General features: G+C 52.9%; 18 protein-coding genes and 1 pseudogene. 10 read left to right on the top strand and 9 right to left on the bottom strand.

Translation table 11 applies throughout. The features are described 5' to 3' along the window. Positions 1–3 precede the first annotated feature (3 nt). Together KXU80_RS13265 and KXU80_RS13260 are read left to right on the top strand one after the other, a co-directional pair. Positions 4–1,446, top strand: coding sequence for a S41 family peptidase (locus tag KXU80_RS13265; protein WP_219838672.1), 1,443 nt, complete (start codon positions 4–6; stop codon positions 1,444–1,446). A gap of 92 nt (positions 1,447–1,538) precedes the next feature. Further along, positions 1,539–3,041: an IMP dehydrogenase gene (locus tag KXU80_RS13260; RefSeq protein ID WP_219838671.1), complete on the top strand. Its 1,503-nt coding sequence runs from the start codon at positions 1,539–1,541 to the stop codon at positions 3,039–3,041. A gap of 68 nt (positions 3,042–3,109) precedes the next feature. Here the strand turns inward: KXU80_RS13260 and KXU80_RS13255 are convergent, their stop codons facing one another. Continuing rightward, positions 3,110–3,469: an antibiotic biosynthesis monooxygenase family protein gene (locus tag KXU80_RS13255; RefSeq protein ID WP_219838670.1), complete on the bottom strand. Its 360-nt coding sequence runs from the start codon at positions 3,467–3,469 to the stop codon at positions 3,110–3,112. An 18-nt stretch (positions 3,470–3,487) separates the two neighbouring features. Then, positions 3,488–4,096 carry a DUF2087 domain-containing protein gene (locus KXU80_RS13250; RefSeq protein ID WP_219839024.1) on the bottom strand — a complete coding sequence of 203 codons (609 nt, stop codon included), beginning with the start codon at positions 4,094–4,096 and terminating at the stop codon, positions 3,488–3,490. A gap of 758 nt (positions 4,097–4,854) precedes the next feature. Here KXU80_RS13250 and KXU80_RS13245 point away from each other — a divergent pair. Beyond that, positions 4,855–5,550, top strand: coding sequence for an MBL fold metallo-hydrolase (locus tag KXU80_RS13245; protein ID WP_219838669.1), 696 nt, complete (start codon positions 4,855–4,857; stop codon positions 5,548–5,550). On the opposite strand, the gene KXU80_RS28050 is transcribed toward KXU80_RS13245, so the two are convergent. From KXU80_RS28050 to KXU80_RS13230, 4 genes and pseudogenes are all read right to left on the bottom strand, one after another. Beyond that, positions 5,539–5,931, bottom strand: a complete 393-nt coding sequence (locus KXU80_RS28050; RefSeq protein WP_258171456.1) for a WYL domain-containing protein — start codon at positions 5,929–5,931, stop codon at positions 5,539–5,541. The genes KXU80_RS13245 and KXU80_RS28050 overlap by 12 nt on opposite strands. 424 nt (positions 5,932–6,355) lie before the next feature. Then, a pseudogene (locus KXU80_RS28045) lies at positions 6,356–6,418 on the bottom strand (hypothetical protein); the annotation flags it as partial. 82 nt (positions 6,419–6,500) lie between these two features. Next, entirely contained in the window at positions 6,501–7,586 is a 1,086-nt protein-coding gene (locus tag KXU80_RS13235; protein ID WP_219838668.1) for an RluA family pseudouridine synthase, read from the bottom strand. Between the two features lie 190 nt (positions 7,587–7,776). Then, positions 7,777–8,610 carry a phytanoyl-CoA dioxygenase family protein gene (locus KXU80_RS13230; protein WP_219838667.1) on the bottom strand — a complete coding sequence of 278 codons (834 nt, stop codon included), beginning with the start codon at positions 8,608–8,610 and terminating at the stop codon, positions 7,777–7,779. 168 nt (positions 8,611–8,778) lie between these two features. Between KXU80_RS13230 and KXU80_RS13225 the strand changes: the two genes are divergently transcribed. The 7 genes from KXU80_RS13225 to KXU80_RS13195 all read left to right on the top strand — a co-directional run bounded on the left by KXU80_RS13225 (position 8,779) and on the right by KXU80_RS13195 (position 16,585). After that, entirely contained in the window at positions 8,779–9,660 is an 882-nt protein-coding gene (locus KXU80_RS13225; protein ID WP_219838666.1) for an AraC family transcriptional regulator, read from the top strand. Positions 9,661–9,800: 140 nt separating this feature from the next. Continuing rightward, positions 9,801–11,333: a stalk domain-containing protein gene (locus tag KXU80_RS13220; protein WP_219838665.1), complete on the top strand. Its 1,533-nt coding sequence runs from the start codon at positions 9,801–9,803 to the stop codon at positions 11,331–11,333. A 119-nt stretch (positions 11,334–11,452) separates the two neighbouring features. Further along, a complete protein-coding gene (locus KXU80_RS13215; protein ID WP_219839023.1) occupies positions 11,453–13,270 on the top strand; it encodes a B12-binding domain-containing radical SAM protein in 1,818 nt (605 codons plus the stop codon). A 34-nt stretch (positions 13,271–13,304) separates the two neighbouring features. Beyond that, the gene (gene mgrA / locus KXU80_RS13210) at positions 13,305–14,333 is read left to right on the top strand and encodes an L-glyceraldehyde 3-phosphate reductase (protein WP_374987768.1); all 1,029 of its coding nucleotides are present in this window, start codon (positions 13,305–13,307) and stop codon (positions 14,331–14,333) included. A gap of 69 nt (positions 14,334–14,402) precedes the next feature. Further along, positions 14,403–15,131, top strand: coding sequence for a DsbA family oxidoreductase (locus KXU80_RS13205; RefSeq protein ID WP_219838664.1), 729 nt, complete (start codon positions 14,403–14,405; stop codon positions 15,129–15,131). Positions 15,132–15,359: 228 nt separating this feature from the next. Beyond that, positions 15,360–15,533 carry a hypothetical protein gene (locus tag KXU80_RS13200; protein WP_219838663.1) on the top strand — a complete coding sequence of 58 codons (174 nt, stop codon included), beginning with the start codon at positions 15,360–15,362 and terminating at the stop codon, positions 15,531–15,533. Between the two features lie 125 nt (positions 15,534–15,658). Continuing rightward, complete coding sequence (locus KXU80_RS13195; protein ID WP_258171455.1) at positions 15,659–16,585, top strand: phosphotransferase; 927 nt, start codon at positions 15,659–15,661, stop codon at positions 16,583–16,585. Between the two features lie 92 nt (positions 16,586–16,677). On the opposite strand, the gene KXU80_RS13190 is transcribed toward KXU80_RS13195, so the two are convergent. From KXU80_RS13190 to KXU80_RS13180, 3 genes are read right to left on the bottom strand one after another with little or no spacing between them, the layout of a single operon-like run. Next, complete coding sequence (locus KXU80_RS13190) at positions 16,678–17,049, bottom strand: EamA family transporter (RefSeq protein WP_219838661.1); 372 nt, start codon at positions 17,047–17,049, stop codon at positions 16,678–16,680. Beyond that, entirely contained in the window at positions 17,046–17,408 is a 363-nt protein-coding gene (locus tag KXU80_RS13185; protein ID WP_219838660.1) for a DUF2304 domain-containing protein, read from the bottom strand. Before KXU80_RS13185 ends, KXU80_RS13190 begins: the two co-directional genes overlap by 4 nt. Positions 17,409–17,427: 19 nt before the next feature. Next, positions 17,428–18,132: a glycosyltransferase family 2 protein gene (locus tag KXU80_RS13180; protein ID WP_219838659.1), complete on the bottom strand. Its 705-nt coding sequence runs from the start codon at positions 18,130–18,132 to the stop codon at positions 17,428–17,430. Between the last annotated feature and the right edge of the window lie 118 nt (positions 18,133–18,250).

Raw genomic sequence — 18,250 nt, 5'->3', positions numbered from 1 at the left:
CGTATGAGTATTTATGGCGAGAAAGCGGTCAAACAGCGGCGGCAGGTTAAGCTGGCCGTGCTGATCGTTATTGTTTGTGCAGTGGGGTTCGTGGGAGGACGCTACAGCATGGTGCTGCAGAATCCCATTATAAAGGAAAAGGCATTCGGCAATTTATCGTATTCCTATAAAGAAATTATGAAGGATTACTTAAACGGCGCAGATGCCAAGAAGCTTATCGACGGAGCCTCCGAAGGCATGGTGAATTCTCTCGGGGACCCGTATTCGGTCTTCCTCTCCGGAGAAAAGGGCGAGGCGTACATGCAATCCTATCAGGATCATTTTGTCGGCATCGGCGTGGAAATTCGTCAAGAGGACGGCGCGTATATCATCGACAATCTGATTAAGGGCGCTCCTTCGGCCAAAGCCGGACTGAAGAAAGAAGACGCCATCGTCAATGTTGACGGGAAAAGCGTAAAGGGCTTGGTGTTCGATGACTTGAAAAACCTGCTGCAGGGCAAAGCAGGCACAACGGTTAACATTCAAATTCAGCGGGCGGGCGCAAGCGGGCTTCTTACCATTCCCGTCATTCGGGGCGACGTGCCGGTGCTGACGGTTTCCTCGGAGATGAGAGCAGGGGGAATCGGGGAGATTACGATCAGCCGCTTCGCCGAGAAGACGGCAGAGGAATTTGACGCGGCCGTCAAGAGCCTGCAGAAGCAGGGAATGAAGTCGCTGCTGCTCGATCTTCGCGGCAATCCCGGCGGACTGCTGAATCCAACGATCGAGATCGCGAACCGCTTCGTGCCGAAAGGCAAAACGATCGTGCAAGTGGTCTATAAGGATGAGAAACAAGTGCTGACGCATAAATCGAGTCAGAAGGAGCCGTGGAGGCTGCCGATCGCTATTCTCGTGGATTCGCATACGGCGAGCTCCGCTGAGGTACTGACTGCGGCGCTCAAAGATACGGCAGGCGCGCAGGTTGTCGGCGAGAAGACGTTCGGCAAAGGAATCGTGCAAAACTTCAATCAGCTGAACGACGGCTCCGTGCTGAAGCTGACGGAAGCGCAGTGGCGGACGCCGAACGGCCAATGGATTCATAAGAAGGGCATCGAGCCGAATGTTACGGTGGCGGCACCCGATTACGCGCTGCTTCCAAGATTGGATGCAGGCCTGAAGCTGACGGTCGGCGATTACGGCGACAACGTTGTAACGGTGCAGAAGATGCTGCAGGCTATCGGCTACCAGGTCGGTGCCGGCTTCGGCATTTACAATGCGAGCATGGCGGCAGCCGTCCGCACGTTCCAAGAGCAGGAATCGCTGCCGGTTACCGGGGACATGAACGACCGGACCGCATATCGCATCCTGAATCGCCTGACCGACAAATTCCAGTCGGAAGATCCGCAGCGAAACAAAGCGGTTGAACTGCTCGAAACGGCGGAAAGCGGGTCTGCCGCGGCGAAATAACGGAAATATAGAACTTCCATTGCTTGTTTCAGGGCTCTGTGATATGCTTGTAAAAATTTATTTCGGAACCCATCCAACAGGAGGCGACAATTTTGGCTCACTATTACATGGAACCATCCCGCACCTTCAGTGAATTTCTGCTGGTGCCAAATTTGACGACCAAGGCGTGCAACCCTTCGAATGTTTCGCTGAAAACGCCGCTTGTGAAATTCAAGAAAGGCGAGGAGCCGGCTTACCATCTGAACATTCCGTTCTCGTCCGCGGTTATGCAGGCTGTATCGGATGACCGCATGGCTGTATCGCTGGCGCGCAGCGGCGGCATCTCGTTCATCTTCGGTTCGCAGTCGGTCGAAGGTCAGGCGGAGATGGTCCGCAAAGCGAAGAGCTACAAAGCAGGATTCGTCGTCAGCCGTTCCAACTTAACGCCTAGCCATACGCTGAAGGATATACTGGAGCTGAAGGAGCGCACCGGTCACTCCACGGTTGCCATTACAAGCGACGGATCGCCGAAGGGCAAGCTGCTCGGGATCGTGACGGGACGCGACTACCGCATAAGCCGCGATTCGCTTACGAAGTCTGTCAGCGAATTCATGACGCCGTTCTCCAAGCTGATTTACGGCAAATCCGGCATTACGCTGTCGGAAGCGAACGATTTGATCTGGGATCACAAGCTGAACTGTCTGCCGATCGTTAACGAAGACGGCAACCTGGATAATCTCGTTTTCCGCAAAGACTATGACGAGCATAAAGAAAACCCGTCCGAGCTGCTCGATGCCAACAAGAGCTACATCGTCGGCGCGGGGATTAATACAAAGGATTATAAGGAACGCGTTCCTGCGCTTGTCGCTGCTGGCGTTGACGTTATGGTAATTGACTCCTCCGACGGCTATTCGGAATGGCAGCAAGATACGATTCAATATGTCAAATCAACCTTCGGCGACGTTAAGATCGGCGCCGGCAACGTGGTTGACCGCGAAGGCTTCCTCTATCTCGTCGAAGCAGGCGCGGACTTCATCAAAGTCGGCATCGGCGGCGGCTCCATCTGTATCACGCGTGAACAGAAGGGGATCGGGCGTGGACAAGCTTCCGCCATGATCGAAGTAGCGGCAGCGCGCGACGAATATTTCGAGAAAACAGGGATTTACGTGCCGATCTGCTCCGACGGCGGCATCGTTCATGACTACCACATCACGCTTGCGCTCGCAATGGGCGCGGATTTCGTCATGATGGGCAGATACTTCGCCCGTTTCGACGAGAGCCCTACGCGCAAATTGAAGGTAGGCAACAATTTCGTGAAGGAGTTCTGGGGCGAAGGCTCGAACCGTGCCCGCAACTGGGAACGCTACGATACGGGCGGCAAGGCCGGCCTGATGTTCGAAGAGGGCGTCGACTCCTACGTGCCGTATGCCGGAAGCCTGCATGAGAACTTGAGCAAGACGCTGCACAAAATCAAATCCACGATGTGCAACTGCGGATCGATTTCGATTCCGGAGCTGCAGCGTAATGCGCGGATTACGCTTGTATCGGCGACAAGTATCGTCGAAGGCGGCGCGCATGACGTGATTCTGAAAGAAAACAACATTACCGGCGAATAAGAGCCGGTCAATGCTTCAAAGGCGGTCAAGAATCGATGCTACGATTCTTGGCCGCCTTTTCTTCGAGTTCAAAACAAATATTCCCGCTCCACGCGGCAAATGCGTACGCTGTAGGCGGCATACCAATCGTCCTGCCCTTGCTTCTGGGCGAGAAGATGGGCGGGATTGGCCTTCCAGCTTCGAATGGCCTCGAGCGATGCCCAATAGGAAACGGTGATGCCGACGCCATCTGCTTCGCGGGCGCTCTCCATGCCGAGGTATCCGGGCTGCTCTGCAGCCAGCTCCTCCATGCGCGATGCCATGTCGCCGTAGCCGTTGTCTCCGTCCGTGCGCTCTGAGGTGAAGATGACGGCATAATACGGCGGCTCCGGTGTCCGGGCAATGCCAGGTGACCGGTCGTCACCGCCCTTGCGTTGCTCCTTGTTCATCGAATGAAGCAGCCTCCTTTAGGATAGGTTGTCCCAGCGTTCCCACATTTCCTTCGGATTGCGTTCATACACTTCCTGCTCCCGGTACAAATAAGCGTGCATGATGAACTCCCGGCGAATGGTGGCGAAGTCGGGGTGGAACTGTTGAATAAAGCTGTTTAATTCTTTCTCCGTATAGCTTCGACCTTCCTGCAGCTGATCGGCCAGATGCTCCAGCACGATGCGTTTCTTCTTCAGCTGGGCTGGAATATGCTTCAGCTTGCCGCCTTCCGTAAAGAAATTGCGCAGCACGGACTGCTTCAGCTTCTCGTTCTTCTCATCCATCTCTTGAGGCTCCTTGTCCATATATTGTTCCGGCTTGGCAAGCACAGCCTGAAGCGCGCCTTCATACTGCTTCAAGAAATAAACGTCCAGCGAGAAATAAATCGCATTCTTGTCGCGGCGCTCATGAATGAGGCTGACGGCGCGCAGCTTGGCGGCGTGATGCGTAATGGTAGCGGGGGAGAGACACAGCTTCTCGGCAAGCGTCTGCCCGGTCATCTCGCCCTCCGACAGCAAAATAAGTATTCGAATTCGGTTCGGATCCGCCAGCGCCTTATGATAATTGACGATCTTGTCGAGCTGCATCACAAGCATAAACCGCCTTTCTTATATTAAATAAGTATCTAATTAGATAATATTCTAATTAGATATTCGCGTCAAGTCCCCAGATGCCCATTCATGCCTCGTTCTCAGAATGTGCAAACAACGTTAATAGGGATCCCGCTTGTCTGATGACAACCGGAATCCCTATTGGACCAATCTACAACTATTCAATTGTTTACCGCTCTCCATTTCAAAATGCATAACCACATTTTCAGATTTTGTTTGCTGCAATTCTCATCCTGGAACCCGAATGCCCCGACCTCGTTAATCCGCCTTACTCCTTTCGCGGATCATTCTAGGACATCCTTCGCTGACTCGCTTCAATGGACTATCCCCTCTCTGCTTGAAAGTGGACTGCCGATCAGCCCGATTGCGATTGCTATTCTGCAGCATCTTGCTCCTCTGAAGAAGCAGCGCCATCGTTTGATCTGACTTCAGTGTACAGGCGTTTTTATATTTTGTAAATATTCAGAATATTATAAAAAGTATCGTTAACCGCCCATAACTTTCGGTTTTCTCCTGTTTGCTCGCCTATATTTACAATTCCTCAATTTGGCGAAAATTGTCGGTGTAAATTCGTCGTCCGGATCGAGAGTGCGGCGAGGACGAGCAGCGCTGCGCGATGTCCTTATTTCGTGAATCGAAACATAAACTTGTTGTTGACAGTTTGAATGAGGTGACATATATTATAACCGACGGTTAGTAACCAGTGGTTACAATTGAGAGGGAGCGAATAAACGATGAGAATCGAACAGATTTCCGAGCATATTTGGAGCTTGAGCACATGGGTCATTATTCCGATTCATATTTGGGCTATCGTCGAAGAGGATGGCATTACGCTTGTGGATGCGGGCATTTCGCTAATGAATAAGGGGATTGTCAGGTTCATCGAGCAGGAGATAAAGCGGCCGCTTCGCCGCATTGTTTTGACGCATGGTCATTCCGATCATACGGGAGCTATCCGAGGGTTGCTGGCTAAGTACCCAGACGTTACGGTGCACGCGCATGAAGTCGAAATTCCGTACATGGAAGGCCGGATGCCGTATCCGCGCCGTAAGAAAGCGCAGCAATCCGTAGCGGCGGGGCTTGCCAATCCGCTCGCGGAGACTTCACGCGGAGAATTGGCTTCCGTGGGTGGGTTATCCGTGCATTTGACGCCAGGGCATTCGCCGGGCCATGTCGTCTATTATCATGAACGGGACGGCGTCATGCTGGCGGGGGATTTGTTCACGTCGAAGAAGGGAAAGCTTCGCAAGCCGATGCCGATGTTTACGGCCGATATGGAGGAAGCGGTCAGGAGCAGCGAGATCGTTCGCAAGCTGCGTCCGAAGCGGTTGGAAATTTGCCATGGCGATTCTGTCGTTCAGCCTGCGGAGCAGATTGACGCTTACCTGAGCCGTCATGGAGCGTCGGAAGGCATTCCGCTAAATCGTTGATTTGTAGTGCACGTGAAGCTCCTCCGTAAGGGCAATTAACCGCTCCTTCAGCGAGCGGGGTGCCTCGACCTGAAGCCGAGTGTCGTAGCCTAGCACATGGTAGGGGAGATACGTATCGATCGCGGTCTCATCCAGAAGGAAATGGGCTTCGTCCTTCGTACGCTCGGCCAGTGAATCGCTGAACAGCCAGGTTTCGCACAAGGCGTTCAACGTTTCGGGCTTGCCCCTCAGGATGACGCGGGTGAGCTCCTCTTCTTCCTTGTATGCCCAAGGCTTTAATTCCTGGAGCATATAGCTCCGTGCGGAGAAGTTTGCCGGACGCTCGAATACAGCCTCCGTGGTCAAGGTCGAAATGATTCGATCGACCCGGAAGCTGCGAATGTCCCGGCGGAGATGGCAATAGGCGACGAGATACCAGTTGTCTTTGCTGCGGGTCCATTCCGTAGCCCTTCTGATGTTTGATCAGCAAGGTGCTGCAGATGGAAACGGCAAGCTCCAGCTGCCGCAAAGTGTTTTCCATACCCATATCCGCACCCGAGCTGATGACCTCGAACCCGTCTAAATAATGCTCCATAGCGATGCGCTGTTCTGCATTGGTGTAGCGCTTCAGCTTCACCATTGCCCCCTTCAGTTCTTCGCTGTATGGATAGCCGGCTTCCTGGGCGAAGACGGCTGCTTGTACGAGCGCCTTCTGTTCCGCTGCATTGAAGAAGAGCGGCGATGTTTTGAATTGCTCCAGCAGGCTGTATCCCCCGTTATGCCCGGAGTCCGCCACAATCGGAACGCCGCTCGCGCACAGCGCGTCGATGTACCGGTATACGGTGCGGATATGCATTTCCAGCGCATCTGCCAGCTGTTTGGCCGTCATGCGTTTATTTGCTTTCAGCAGCCATAGGATGGCGAGCATGTTATCTGCTTTTGACATGGGGAAGCTTCCTGGATGCATAGGCTTACTTGCGGTTAAAGCCTTCCTTGAACGGGTTCAGGAACAGCTTGGGAATGTCGGTCTCGAAACGAACCAGCTTCTCTGTTGTCGGATGATGGAAGGCTAGTACGCGGGCATGCAAGCCGAGCCGGCTGATGGCTCTGGATTTGGAGCCGTACTTCTTGTCTCCGACGATGGGATGGCCGATGTCTTCCATATGAACGCGAATTTGATTCTTGCGGCCGGTTTCAAGCGACACCTCCAGCAGCGAGAAGTTGTCATTGCTTTGCAGCACTTTATAATGCGTGACGGCATGCAGCGCATCGACTGGACTTGCGCTGGAGTACATTTTAAGCGTCTTGCTTTCCTTCAAATAGGAGGAAATCGTCCCTTCGGGCTTCTTGACCTTCCCTTCTACAAGCGCGATATACGTGCGCTCTTCCACGCTTTCCTGCCAGGTTGTCTGCAGCTTCTGCTGCACGGCCTCGCTCTTCGCGAACATCATGACGCCGGACGTATCGCGGTCCAGACGGTGCACGACGAAGATACGGCTGCGCGGATCGCCGAGGCGGACGTGGGCGGTCAATTGGCGGTATGCGGTCAGCTCGCTCTCTTGGTTGGACGCGATAGAGAGCAAGCCTGCATCCTTCAGCACGACGATGATGTCATCGTCCTCGTGCAGAATGGTCAGACCGATCAGCGGCGGAGCCTCTACGATGCGTTCCTTGGACACGGTGACGGTGTGGCCCGGCAGAAGCGGATGGTTGTAGAGCTTCGTTACCGTACCGTTCACGGCAATTTGACCGCGGCTAAGCATGGCTTTCAAGGCATTGCGGCCTTCGCCGCTTACGGCGTGAATCAGGAAAGCCAGCAGCTCGGCAGGCGCTTTCACTTCATAGGTGCGGCTTGCAGGCTTGGCCGGCTGCGGGGGAGCAGGTGCTCTGCCCGGTGCTGGTTTGCTTTGCGCTGCGGTTTTGCCGTAAGCGGCTGGTTTGCCGTGCAGGGCAGCGCGGTTGTGAGAGGCTGAGGCAGGCTTGCCGCGTCCGGCTGGTTTGCCTGGAGCAGCGGATCTTCCGGCTGCCGATGTGGTGCGCGTACGATTTTTTTCCATTTCAAACGCTCCTAAGACGAATTCTATCTGCCTCTTACTATACCGAAAGTATCCCGGGCTTACAAACGGCGGCGTTCGGGCTGCATGTCGGCCAAGGTGTTTCATATACTTGACTTTTGACAAACCGTATCGGTTGGTCCAATGCGTACAGGCCGTTCATCCGGTGATGAACGGCCTGTATTTGATTCTCCTACGCTTGCACGATTTGCTTTTTAAATACCTCTGGAAAATGATCCCCGACCAGAAGTTCGCCCGGCTGTACGTTCACGTACGAAAGCATGGCATGCTTGCCGATCGGCTCATAGCGCGTATGGCCAGGCATGTAATGAACGGCGATGGCGCGGCGTTTCATATCGGAGCGGTTATGCGGGCTGCCATGCCAGGTGAGGCAGTGATGATAGCCGACCTGCCCTTTCTTGATTTCGAACGGCACCGCTTCGACGACCGCGTTGTTCGGCAGCATTTCCGGCTGCTTGTGGAACGGCTTGAAGTCTTTCGTGCTGGACAGGTAACGCTGGTGATTGCCCCACTTATGGCTGCCCGGCACCATCCACATGCAGCCGTTCTCGATGACCGCGTCGTCAAGCGCAACCCATGCGCTTACGAGATCGGCCGGCTGAATGATCGGCCACAGCGGATGATCCTGATGCCAAGCGGTAGGTCCGCCCGTCACCGGCGGCTTGTATTGAATCTGATCATGCCAGATGCGAAGGGAATTCGTATGAGACAGCTGGGCGACTTCCTCGCAAATTTTGGAATTAGCCGCATGCTGCAAGAACAAATCGCTTGCCATCCAAATATTGACGATTTGCACGACTTTCTCGCTCGCAATCATCTTCATGTTGTCATAGGGAGAATCGGAGGACAGCATGTTGTGGTTCAGAACGGGCTTCTTTACGCTTTCGCCGTTCATAACTTTATCCAGCTCTTCGCGCAGCGATTCCACCTCGGCGTCACTCAGAACGACATCCCCTTTTAGAAAACCGTTGTTTTCAAATTCTGTCATTTGTGCTTGACTTAACATAGAATCAATCCTCTCTGTGTCCATAACATGTGAATCGTATTGGCTGTGAGTTAAGCATACTTCATCATGAAAGCGGTGTATTTACACAGACGAAACAGGGCTTTGCACTTTTCTAATATCCTTTCAAACCAATGATGATGAGGGCTGTGAGAAGGGAGTGTTTTCCGTATGGGCCTGAGTAATCGGGATGTACATATCGGCACGCTCGAAGAGCTGCTGCCGACCGTTAATTTTGCCAGCCACGCCGAGGTGGAGCCTTCCGTCTATTGGGGGCCGCGCCTGATCCCAGACTTTCAGCTATTCTATGTATTGTCCGGCCAGGCGGAAGTTGCCGTCGGAGATGAGGTCATTACGCTGGCCCCCGGAGAGTGCGCATTGTACGGCCCTCATTGCCCGCATGCGATTAGGGTGCTGCAGGAGACCGTATTCATCGGCATTCATTTCAACTTCATTCAACCATCGCCGGTTCCCGTCCATCCGGCATTCTCGATCCATACCAGCACAGCGGATCAGCTGCAGGGAAGCGAGCGCCCTCGCTACATGCTGTCCATTACGGAGGACGAGCAGCTGGAACTGCCTCCGAGGATGGCCGTCCAGGGTCTCGACCCGATTCTGATGCGGATCGTCAGAGAGTATATGAACGAACAGCCCGGCTATACGATGCTGCTGCGGTCGCTGCTGACGGAGCTCATTCTGATGCTGGTCCGCGGTCAGCTGTCCGATCGGCCCAAGTCCGTGGAGCAGAGCAAGATCGAGCCTGCGCTTCATGCGATTCATATGGAGCCTGAACGAAACTGGGCCGTTGGCGAGCTTGCTGCCCTGTGCGGCTATCACGTCATTTATTTCTCATCGTTGTTCCGCAAGTGCACCGGCGAGAATCCGAAGCAGTATCTCATATCGCAGCGCATCCGCAAGGCCAAATATTATCTGCTGAGCGGAGAGAAGATGGAAATCATCGCGGAACGGCTGGGCTACGCAAGCGTCCACTATTTCTCGCGCAATTTCAAAGAGGAGACAGGACTGACGCCCACAGAATTCAAGCAGCAGTAAGTCTTCGGCTGAACGGCTTGCTGTGTATCCTTCTGCCTATAAAACTAGTACGATCTTCATCTTGAATTCATAGACAAAATAGAGTCGCAGTGATACGATGAAATGACGCAAGATTTAGGAGATTATTGGAGGAAATAAGCGTGAATTGGAAAATTGATTGGAAGCAAATGATGCTCTCATCCGTACTAGCCGCTGGACTTATTTTGACCCCGGTTTCCATTCTCGGAGCGCCGAGCACGGCAGCAGCCGCAACGACGCACGCGAAAGTGACCGCCGTCTTCGTCGACGGCGCCAAGCTCTCGCTTAACCCTTCGCCGCTTCAGCTCAAGGGAACCACGTTCGTGCCGATGCGCGAAATCTTCAAGGCGCTGAATTCTAGCGTCACCTGGGAGCCGGCTACGAAGACCATTCTGGCCGTGAAGGGACGTACCACGATCTCCCTGCAGATCGGTTCGAAACGAGCCGTCAAGAACGGAAGTACGATCGCGCTGCCCGAAGCGCCGCAGCAAATCAATGGCGCGACGATGGTTCCGCTTCGTTTCGTAGCAGAAGCCTTGGGCGCGGACGTGCAGTCCGATCTGGCGAAAGGAATCATTCGCATTACTTCGGCCGAAGCAATTGCGAAGCATTTGCAGGAAGAAGAGGAGAAAGAAGAGCTGGCGAATCAGCCGAAGCTGTCGACGAAGCAAATCGTGGACATGAATGACGGCAAAGTCGTGATGGTTACAACGGACGTCGGCCAAGGAAGCGGCGTTGTCATCGGTGAGGATGAAATATTGACGAACTACCATGTCATTGTCGACACAGCCAAAGGCAGCATTACGCTGTTGAATGGCAAGCAAGTGGAGCTGCAGGGTATTGTCGGCTATAACGAGAATTATGATTTGGCAGTCGTGAAGACGAAGACCCCGCTTAACATTAAGCCTGTCACAATTGGCGTTGGCGCGTCGAAGGGCGATCACGTCGTCGCGATCGGCAGCCCGCTTGGCTTTCAAAATACGATTTCCGATGGCGTTATCAGCAATTTTATGTATGACGGTGCGGACTATTACCAGATCAGCGTGCCGATCGATCATGGCAGCTCCGGCGGCGGCTTGTTCAACGATTACGGCCAGCTGATCGGCATTACCGCTGCGGGGATCGAATCCACTCAGGCGGATTTGAACTTCGCGGTTTCATCGATGAACATCATGATGCTGCTCTATGATATCGAGGACAGCCCGCCTGCTAAGATCGAATTCCTGCCGAAGCAGCTGCCAGATTCGCTCGCTGGCGCTTCTACCGATACGATCCGCGAGCTAATGGAGAAGGAATTTGCTCAGATTCAATCTTCGCAAGGTACGACGGAGCTCAAGAAATTCGAAGTGACCCGAGATGCGGAAGGCTGGCTTGTCATTAACGCAGTCATCGACCCGGCTTTCTACATGCTGTATGGCGGCTCGGCGAGCGACGATATGCGCTACTGGGCAATCGATACCGGCTATAAGCTGCACAAGATGCTGCCGGACGAGAAGATTCAGCTGACCGTCTACTACGATCAAGTGTTCACCTTCAAGCCGCGCGATTTTGCGGACAATGAAGTAACGGCTGTAGGCGACGGAACGTGGCGCGTTCGTTTCCCGGTCATCGAATTCCAAGGCAAAGAGAAAGTTTTCGTGAAAGTGCGCGCGTAGCGAAAGCGAGCGGAAGAGCAGTAACCGTGTCTAGCGACCGGGGGCTGCTCTTCTTTTTTGTTCAAAATTTCGTTACAATGGAAACTGGTCCTAATTTGCAAGGCGAAGGAATGAACCGGATGAAAGTCGTACTGGCGACGTTGAACGCCAAATATATACACACCTCGCTGGCTTTGCGCTGCTTGAAAGCGTTCAGCGAGAAGGATTTTGACATTGATATTGCTGAATACACGATCAAAGACCCGGCGATGAACATCGTAGCGGATCTATTCGCGCATAACCCGGATGTCGTAGGTTTCTCCTGCTATATTTGGAATATTGAAGAGACGATTACGGTCATCGATATGCTGCGCAAAATCAAACCCGAGCTTCGCATCGTCTTAGGCGGTCCCGAGGTCAGCTATGACACAACGGGCTGGATGGAGCGGCTCCCGCAGGTCGATTATATCGTCGTCGGCGAAGGCGAGGAAACGTTCCATCATCTGCTGACAGAGCTGTCGGATTCCTGCAAGTTTCATATGGTGTTCGGGCTTGCGTACCGCAAAGAGCACGGCGACGGGAGGATCGAGACGATCGTCAATCCGCCGCGTCCGAAGCTGGACCTGGCGAAGCTGCCGTCTCCGCACCGGTTTGCGGAAGATGTGAAGAGTCTCGGCAGCCGCGTCGTTTATTTCGAAACGAGCCGGGGGTGTCCGTTCAGCTGCCAGTTCTGCTTATCGAGCATCGAGGTCGGCGTCCGTTACTTCGACATGGAGCGAACGAAGTCCGATATTCTGTATTTGATCGATGCCGGTGCGAAGCTGATCAAGTTCGTCGATCGCACGTTCAACATTAAGCGCGACTATGCACTCGAAATTTTCAAGTTTCTGATCGAGAATCATCGCGGCTGTGTCTTCCAGTTTGAAATCACGGCCGACATTATGCGTCCCGAGGTGCTGGATTACTTGTCGGAGCATGCACCGCCCGGCATTTTCCGCTTCGAGATCGGTGTCCAGTCGACCAATGATCTTACGAACGAAGCCGTGCAGCGCCGCCAGAATTTTATGAAGCTGTCGCGGACGGTCATGAAGGTCAAGGAAAGCGGGAAGATCGATCAGCATCTCGATTTGATCGCCGGCTTGCCGCACGAGAACTACGACTCGTTCCGCACTACGTTTAATGATGTGTTTGCGCTGCGGCCGGAAGAACTGCAGCTCGGCTTCCTTAAGATGCTGCGCGGTACCGGCATGCGGATTGATGCGAAGAAGCACGGCTATATTTATATGGATAAAGCACCGTATGAGATTTTGGGCAATGATATTTTGCCGTTCTCCGATATCGTTCGCATCAAGCGCGTCGAGGACGTGCTGGAGAAATATTGGAACGCGCACCGGATGGACCATGCCCTGCTCTATCTAATCGAGCGGGCATTTCCTTCGGCCTTCGATTTCTTCCAGCTGTTCGGCGACTTCTGGGAAGGGCGCGGCTGGCAGAAGATCGGCCATCAGCTGGAGGATTTGTTTTCGCGTCTGTGGATGTTCCTTTCGGAAGCGTACATTCATCAGCCGGAGAACCAGAACAGCGGCGAATGGCAGCTCGAAACGGCGCTTGGTCTAATGAAGCTGGATTACTTCCTGGGCCACAACTACAAACCGCGCAAAGTATGGTGGGACTTCAGCATGGAGAAGGACGAGTGGAGCAGCTGGATGAAGCGGCTTGCGGACCGTCCACTGGACGTATCGGAGTCGTTCGCCGCCCGCGGCTTGAATGAGAAGGAGCTGCAGAAGCACGCCGTCATTGAACGGCTGCCGTTCGATTTGAAGCGATATCTTGCGGAAGGCGTCGTGTCTAAGGCAGAAGAAACGCTGCTCATCGTTATTTACAGCGGCGGCGGCAAGGGAGAACAGCGCGCGGCCGAGTTCTACACGATGCCGCTGGTACCGGTCGGACAAGCTTGAGCCAGCAGGTACACTGGTGTAAGATGGAAGAGGCATGATCAAATCGATTCGCGAAGGAGAGATAGAAGTGGTATACGCAGCAAACCAAGAACGATATGCATCGATGACATACAACCGGGTTGGACGGTCGGGACTTAAGCTGCCCGCGATCTCCCTTGGACTTTGGCATAATTTCGGCGGCGTGGATACGTTCGAGAACGGACGCGCCATGCTTCACCGTGCGTTTGACCTCGGCATTACCCATTTCGATTTGGCCAACAACTATGGTCCGCCAGCGGGCTCCGCGGAGGAAATGTTCGGCCGGATGATGCAGTCGGACTTCAAGCCGTACCGCGATGAAATGATTATTTCATCCAAGGCCGGCTATTATATGTGGCCGGGTCCATATGGCGAGTGGGGCTCGCGCAAATATTTGATGGCGAGTCTGGAGCAGAGCCTGAAGCGGATGAACCTGGAATACGTCGATATTTTCTACTCGCACCGCTTCGACCCGGATACGCCGCTCGAAGAAACGATGGGCGCGCTCGATCATATGGTCCGCTCCGGCAAAGCGTTGTACGTTGGGATTTCCAGCTACAGCGCGGAGAAAACGGCGGAAGCGATCGCCATCATGAACAAGCTCGGCACGCCGCTTGTCATCCACCAGCCGAGCTACAACATGTTCGACCGCTGGGTGGAGGACGGCCTGCAGGATGTGCTGCAAGAGAACGGAGTCGGCAGCATCGCGTTCTGTCCGCTTGCGCAAGGCTTGCTGACGAACAAGTATTTGGGCGGCAGCATTCCAGGCGATTCCCGCGCAGCCAGCTCCACGGGAGCCCTGCAGGAAACTGCTGTCACGCCGGCAGTTGTAGCTAAGCTGCAGAAGCTGAACGCGATCGCAGCAGAGCGCGGCCAATCGCTTGCACAGCTGGCGCTGGCTTGGGTGCTTCGCGGGGGCCGCGTGACCTCGGCATTGATCGGCGCGAGCCGCGTCACCCAAATCGAAGACAACGTTGCAGCGCTGCGCAATCTTTCATTTACGAACGAAGAGCTTGCGGGCATCGAAGCGATTTTACGTTCATAAGGTGTAGAAGCCCTTGGAGCAGGAGCTCCAGGGCTTTCTTCTTATCCCTAAAGGAGTGTGCAGCAAGTCATGAAAGTGGAAATATGGTCGGATATCGCCTGTCCGTTCTGTTATATCGGAAAACGCCGGTTCGAAGCGGGACTCGCGGATTTTGCGCATAAAGACGAAATCGAGATTGTGTATCGGAGTTTTCAATTGGATCCGAGCGCGGAGAAATATCCGAAGGAGGACGCGTACGGCCATGTAGCCGCGAAATACGGCGTCAGCCGAGAGCGCTCCATCGCGATGCATGAGAACCTCGTTCAACAGGCGGCGGAGCTTGGATTGACGTACAATTTCGAGCATGCGGTTCCGGCGAATTCGCTGGACGCGCATCGGTTAATCCATTATGCCGGACGTTACGGGAAACGGACAGAGGCTGCGGAGCTGCTGTTCAAAGCGTATTTTACCGATTCTAAGCATATCGGCGAGCTGGATACGCTTGTCGGCATCGCGGCGGAAATCGGCTTGAATCCCGATGAGGCTCGTGATGTGCTGAACGGTGACGAATTTACGACAGAGGTGCAGGCGGAATGCTCGGAAGCCTCGCAGCTTGGCGCAACAGGCGTGCCGTTCTTCGTGATTAACCGCAAATATGCGGTAGCCGGCGCGCAGCAAAGCGATGTTTTCCTCGATGTGCTGAACAAGAGCTGGGAAGAGGTCAAGCCATTGATTATTCTGGATCCGTCCTCGACGGACCGCACCACGGGACAAGTATGCTCGGATGATGCCTGCGGCATCGGCGAAGAAGACGCGTAGCAGCCAGGATGCGGCCAGTGGATTGATTATAGGCAGCCATTCGATCCGCAGCTTCGCTGCAAAACACAAAAGCACGATCCGGTCAAAAGCTGCGCTTCGCGTGCAAGCAGCTGAGGAGGATCGTGCTTTTATCGTTTAGGCTATGTTAAATTTCATTGTTGATATTTGAAGTTCTCGAACATCTGTTCTATAATGAGGGTAATCATATGGCTCGGAGCTGATTACCCTATGGAATTTAAGGAAATGATAAAACTCGCAAAGGGCTTGGACAGTAAGGACAAGCAACAGCTTATTCTCATTTTGCAATCAGAAACCAAGGGTAGCAACCAAGTATTTGGAGCATTACCTGGCGTGGTTCCGCTATCTCGACAGCAAGGAATACGAGAACACAACGTCGAATAAGAGAAACATGTTGTTGTCTTCATGCCTGTTTTCTGTGAAGTATACAAACGCCAGACTTCGACGGATGGCTTACTGTTGAGCTATTGGGCAGTTTAACGTAAAGGGTGATTTTACTGGTGGAATCAATGGAGTTAATTCTAAAATATTTAGGGTCAATAGAATTTCCTTTAGGAACACCGAAAACACTTATAAAAATGTCTAGTGGATTCAGTAACTATAATTACTTGCTTACGACCAGTCTAGGTAAGTATAGAATTAGAGTTTCCCAATATTCCAGCAATGTAGACGAACTGAAGGCAGAACAAATGATTTTGAAATGGGCGGCGGAAAAAAATAATCTGATCGTTCCGATGCTTGGCCTTGCTAGACTGCCGAACGGGACGGATTTTAGCATATTCCCCTACCTTGATGCCGACCCGAAATTCGATATAAATAACGAAAAATTGATACGTGATGCGGGCAGAGTACTAGCTAAATATCACCTCTCTGTTGATGGGTATAAGGGTAAATTGCCGTGGAAGCCCTTAACCGAGACATTCAGTAATGAGACGATACATGTTGAAGAACTTAGAAAAATTATAAATGAACAAACGTTATCAGAGTACCCAGGATTATGGGATAGCGTTGAAAACCTGCTGCAACGCATGAAAAATGCTGAAAAGTTTTTGAACCAAGAGCCATACTCTTTGCTGCCTCATCTGCCTTGTCATGGAGATTTCGCACCTGTTAATCTGTTGACACTCGGAGAAAATGTATTAGGCATTATTGATTTTGAGTGCTGTCGTTTGGCACCAAGGTTATATGATTTAACTACTTTTTTGCTTTCTTTGCAGCAAAGTGAGGGGTATGAGGCGGTTATGTCATCATGGTTCATAGAAGGATACCAATCGATAATTACCTTATCACAGATTGAACTGGTACTAATCCCCGTTCTTCAAAATATCCCTTCTTTGGAGTCGGCAAATAGACATTTAAAAAGAGTAATTCGCGGAGACCAAAAAATGCACGCTGGTTTAGTTATGTACTGGGAACGTATTACTATTAACTTCTGAACTAACGATACTTTAGCTTAATAAACCGCCTTTATAAGGGCGGTTTTTCTTTTGGCTGAAAATCAACAATAAGACATAACATAGCCTTCATTTTAAGCGTATCTGGCGGATAGTCCGATGCAAGCGACGCCGGCTAGGATCAGCAGGCAGCCGATGATTTTGAGTGCGGAGAGCGATTCGCCGAACAGATAATACGCACCAATGATGGAGATGATGTAAGCCAAGCTTTGGATGGGGTAGGCCAGGCTGAGATCTACCTTGGAGACGATGAAGAGCCACAGCACCGTTGCGCAGCCGTAAATGAACAAGCCGCCAAGAATATACGGCGAGAATACGAGCTCCAGAATGGTGCGGAGGGATTCGAACGGCTTCTCCCGCTGCATCAATCCGTATTTCCATAGAAACTGCCCCGTAACGAGCATGAGCGTGTTCGCTAGAATGAGCAGGAATTGCACAAGATTCATGTCCGCTCACGTCCTTCCGCGGCCTGCCGGAGCTCTAGCAGCTGCTTCTCCATGACGGCAAACTCCTGCGTCAGCGTCTTGATTTTATCGGATTGCTTGGACAAGCTCATCGTTTGCCTTACGAGCAGCGCGAGGATGAATATGATGGTGATGAGAAAAACAAAGGTCGGCATGTACGCGATACCGATCCAAAGCGCGAAACGGTTCAGCAGCGGAATGCAGACTGCGGCAAGGACGCCGGCGATGGCGGTCACGAGCCATAGGAACGCGTAGCGGTCCTTCAGCTTATGCGTTACCGTGAAGGAGACGATGAGCCCGAGAAAAAACAACGTAATCAAGATGGCGACGAGCTGGTTCATGACTTACGATTCCTTTCGTTTAAGAGAAGCTTTTGCGGATGAGGGAGAATAGGGTCACTTTCATCATGTAATAAATAGACTTGGTCCAATTGATCGAGGAGGTGCCGCCCTGACGGCCTCGCATCTCGACGCTGATTTCCTTGATCTTGCAGCCTTGCTTGGACAAGCTAACCAGCACCTCAACCTCGGGGTAGTCCGTCGGATAGCTGCGGGAGAACTGCTCAATGGCCGCGCGCCCGACGATACGAAAGCCGGAAGTCGGGTCATGGACGGGAATGCCCGTCAGGAGCCGAATGAGCTGATGGAAGTAGAAAATTCCGATTCGCCGGGTAAGGCTGCCTCGATAGCTGCTCTTCGCAACGAACCGGGAGCCGATGACCATATCGTAATCACTGGACGTGATTTCCTGGACGAGCTTCGCGATGTCCTCCGGCCGGTGCTGACCGTCGGCATCCAGCTGGATCGCGTATCGGTAGCCGCCGCGGTCGGCATAGCGGTAACCGCTTTGCATGGAGCCGCCGATGCCGAGATTAACGGCATGGCGCAGGGAAGGGAAGCCCTCCTTGCGGATGATGTCCGGGGTGCGGTCCTTGGAGCCGTCATCAATGACCACGAAATCGTACGGCGTGTGCCGCTTGAGCTCATGGACGGTTTTAGCCAAGGCGGCTTCTTCGTTATAGGCCGGAATAATGACCAGAATATCGCTGTTGCGCTGCTGCATCATAACGTGAACCTTCTTTCCTGTCCTTCGGTGCTGCGGAGGTTGCTTTCTACCAAACTTTATATAGTATAATAGAAAACGATCTTGAAAAGAATACCAGTTATTTGAGAAAGGGGTTAGA

It is taken from the genome of Paenibacillus sp. R14(2021) (genome assembly GCF_019431355.1).
In the GTDB taxonomy this organism is placed as follows: Bacteria; Bacillota; Bacilli; order Paenibacillales; family Paenibacillaceae; genus Paenibacillus_Z.
Note: the sequence above shows the minus strand (reverse complement) of the source record. Positions and strands in the feature narration are given on the sequence as shown.